The organism is Paracoccus ravus (assembly GCF_004522175.1).
GTDB lineage: Bacteria > Pseudomonadota > Alphaproteobacteria > Rhodobacterales > Rhodobacteraceae > Paracoccus > Paracoccus ravus.
Genome location: NZ_SDEB01000071.1, coordinates 1 through 2585, shown reverse-complemented (window position 1 = coordinate 2585; position 2585 = coordinate 1). Strand labels below are relative to the sequence as shown.

The following is a 2585-nucleotide window of genomic DNA, read 5'->3' as shown; positions in this document are numbered from 1 at the left end:
CGAGCGGTGATTCATTGTGCCCCTCTTCTTCAAGTATCTGGAAACATTGGAAGTTGATCTCGGGTGGTGGCGTGACGCGGGCGTCCTTTCTGCCGAAGGGCCGCGATAATGTCATCGTTCTCAAGATCTTCGGCCCGAATTTGCCAGGGCGCGCCCGGAACGACCTGCTCGGCAGGCAAAATCCCGTCTTGGATCATCCGTCGTACGGCATGGCTGGTCACCCCGAGTTTTGCCGCGGCCTCGCGCATGGTGAGCCACGCGCCATCCTTCTCGGCCGAGCGAAAGGCGTGGATACCACGGACCCTGCGGATGGAGGCCACCCGGTGCGCGGTCCAGGTCTTATCCTGTCCGGTCCGCACACCCAACCTGTTCAGGGTGGCCGCGATATTGGTGTCAGAAAAGCGCGTCGCCATCCGTTCCATCACGACAAGGGCCTGCTCAGGCGTCTGGCAACCATGCTCCCCCGTCCTCGGTTTGCGCACCCGCAATTGCGAATGCTGACCGCCTTGCCAGTGGATAGTCAGCACGACCTCTCGTGTCGCATCGTCGATATCCGCGATGATGCCCGAAATCAGCGTCCGGACCAGTTGCTGGCGGCTTCGGGTCGTGACGCCCTGCGCCGACCAAGCTCCGGAAAGGTCCGCCGCCAAGCCCTCGAAGTCGGGCATCGGCGCGGTCGGGTCTGGGGTATCCGTCGCGGCAAGGCGGGCCCGGCATGCCTCGACACGGCGCAATGCGGCCTCCCAATGCTTCTCAAGCTGAGCCGCGATAAGCCGGTTCTCCGGGTCGCAGGCGGCATAGCGCCGTTCCGCCAGCGAAGCATCGTATTCTGACTGCTGTAGATCGAGTTCGGCCACGTGCCGACGCTCGGCTTCTCCTTCCCTGTGCATCCGCTCCGCCTCCACTGCGGCCTCGATTGCCATCGGCTCGACCACACGCAGTATCTCCGCTGCGATTGCGGCGTCCACACGGGATCCGCCGAAGCTGAGACAGCGCGGCAGACCAAGCATGAGATTGGGTCGGTCGCAACGATAGGTCGGACGGCCCGGAGGGGCGCCCGCATAGGCGACAGCCAAGCCGCGGCCACAGCGCCCACAGGTCAGTATGCCTGCGAGAAGGGCACGGCCGCCACGCCCGGACTTCTGCCCGCCCGCGCGTCCATAGGCGTTTGCCGCTAGCAGCTTTTGGTTCCGCTCGTATTCCGTCCAGTCGATATAGGCGTCATGATGATCGCGGATGAGCACGTCCCAGGCCTCCGCCGGCTTGCCATGGCCGTAGGACTTGCGGGCACGCCCATCGACCAGTTCGATCCGCTTCTCGCTCTTTCCATAGACATAAGCGCCTGCATAGAAAGGGTTCTTCAGAAGGCCGATGACATTGCGGTAGCGGATCGCTGTCCAGTCGAAGGATGTCAGGCGCTTCCCATCCGAAGGCCGCGGAAAGAACACCTCCTCTGCCGTCAGCGACAGATGCGTCTGCCGCGCGCTGCCGAGCTGGCGAAACCGCTCGAAGACCAACCGGATTACCTGCTGGAGCCGGAAATCAGGATCGAGCCCGAGCCCGGTCTCGCGATGCCAGATGTAACCGACCGGCACGCTGATCCGAAGTTCGCCACGACGCGCCTTCGCCCGGGCTGCGTCGATCATGCGCGCCCGGATCACTCCGAGCTCGAACTCACTGATGCTGCCCTTCATACCGAGCAGCAGGCGGTCGTTCGGCAGACAGGGATCATAGACGCCATCAAGGTCGATGACACGCGCTTCGACAAGCCCGCACAATTCGAGCAGGTGGTGCCAGTCCCTGCCGTTGCGCGCCAGCCGCGAAGCGTCAAAGCAGAGCACGGCACCGACTTCCCCCGCGCACAAGGCGGCGACGAGCTTGTCGAAGCCGGGCCGGGCGACCATGCCGCTGGCGGAGCGGCCGAGATCGTCGTCGATCACGTCCACGGTCCGGAAACCACGACGACGTGCGACCTCGACCAATTCATATTGCCGTCGTCGGCTCTCGGTGTTGAGTTCGACTTGGGCTTGGGTTGATTGACGAACATAGACCACCGCCTTGCGCTGCAGGATCTCCGGCGGGAGGAGATCACCGTCCATCACCGCTTCCCTCCGGCTCGCCTTCTCCCGCCGCTTCGGCCAGGAGAATGGCCAGGCACGTCACCACTTGCTGACGCTCCTGAAGGCTCATCCCGCGCAACCGCTTCGAGTCGAACTGCATCTGGAGTTGCTTGGGGCATGAGGGCTTGATGGGCAGGTATTGCATCGGTCTGTTCCTTTCCGGCCATGGGATCACCGGAAGAGCTTCGCCGAAGACCGTGCCGACTCAGAAGGTCATCGAGATCTGACAGGGCCGCGAGTGACACGCGCGGTGTGCCAAGTTCCATGCCGGCGCAAGCCCTTGGGTCGAGCATCCATGCTGCCACGACCATGAATACGCCAGGCAGTACCTCGACGTGGACGAACTGGCCGGACGCACGTCGGTCGACACGCTCGACCCGAAACTGTCGGCCGAAAAGCGCGTGCCAGCGGTAATGCACCTCAACAAATTGCCCGACATGGGCAGAATGAACGGGTGATGGCCCT

The 2585-nt window shown here is 63.5% G+C and carries 3 protein-coding genes; 1 reads left to right on the top strand and 2 read right to left on the bottom strand.

The features are described from left to right. Positions 1–29 precede the first annotated feature (29 nt). Positions 30–2099 carry a recombinase family protein gene (locus ESZ60_RS20465; RefSeq protein WP_134682486.1) on the bottom strand — a complete coding sequence of 690 codons (2070 nt, stop codon included), beginning with the start codon at positions 2097–2099 and terminating at the stop codon, positions 30–32. After that, positions 2089–2265 carry a hypothetical protein gene (locus ESZ60_RS21010; RefSeq protein ID WP_167620256.1) on the bottom strand — a complete coding sequence of 59 codons (177 nt, stop codon included), beginning with the start codon at positions 2263–2265 and terminating at the stop codon, positions 2089–2091. Before ESZ60_RS21010 ends, ESZ60_RS20465 begins: the two co-directional genes overlap by 11 nt. 190 nt (positions 2266–2455) lie before the next feature. Between ESZ60_RS21010 and ESZ60_RS21765 the strand changes: the two genes are divergently transcribed. After that, on the top strand, positions 2456–2578 hold the full coding sequence (locus ESZ60_RS21765) for a hypothetical protein (RefSeq protein ID WP_280634020.1): 123 nt from the start codon (positions 2456–2458) through the stop codon (positions 2576–2578). Positions 2579–2585: the final 7 nt, after the last annotated feature.

Bases quoted from the DNA above. Each gene is read 5' to 3' on its own strand.
- ESZ60_RS20465 (WP_134682486.1), bottom strand. From the start codon at position 2,099: ATGGACGGTGATCTCCTCCCGCCGGAGATCCTGCAGCGCAAGGCGGTG.
- ESZ60_RS21010 (WP_167620256.1), bottom strand. From the start codon at position 2,265: ATGCAATACCTGCCCATCAAGCCCTCATGCCCCAAGCAACTCCAGATG.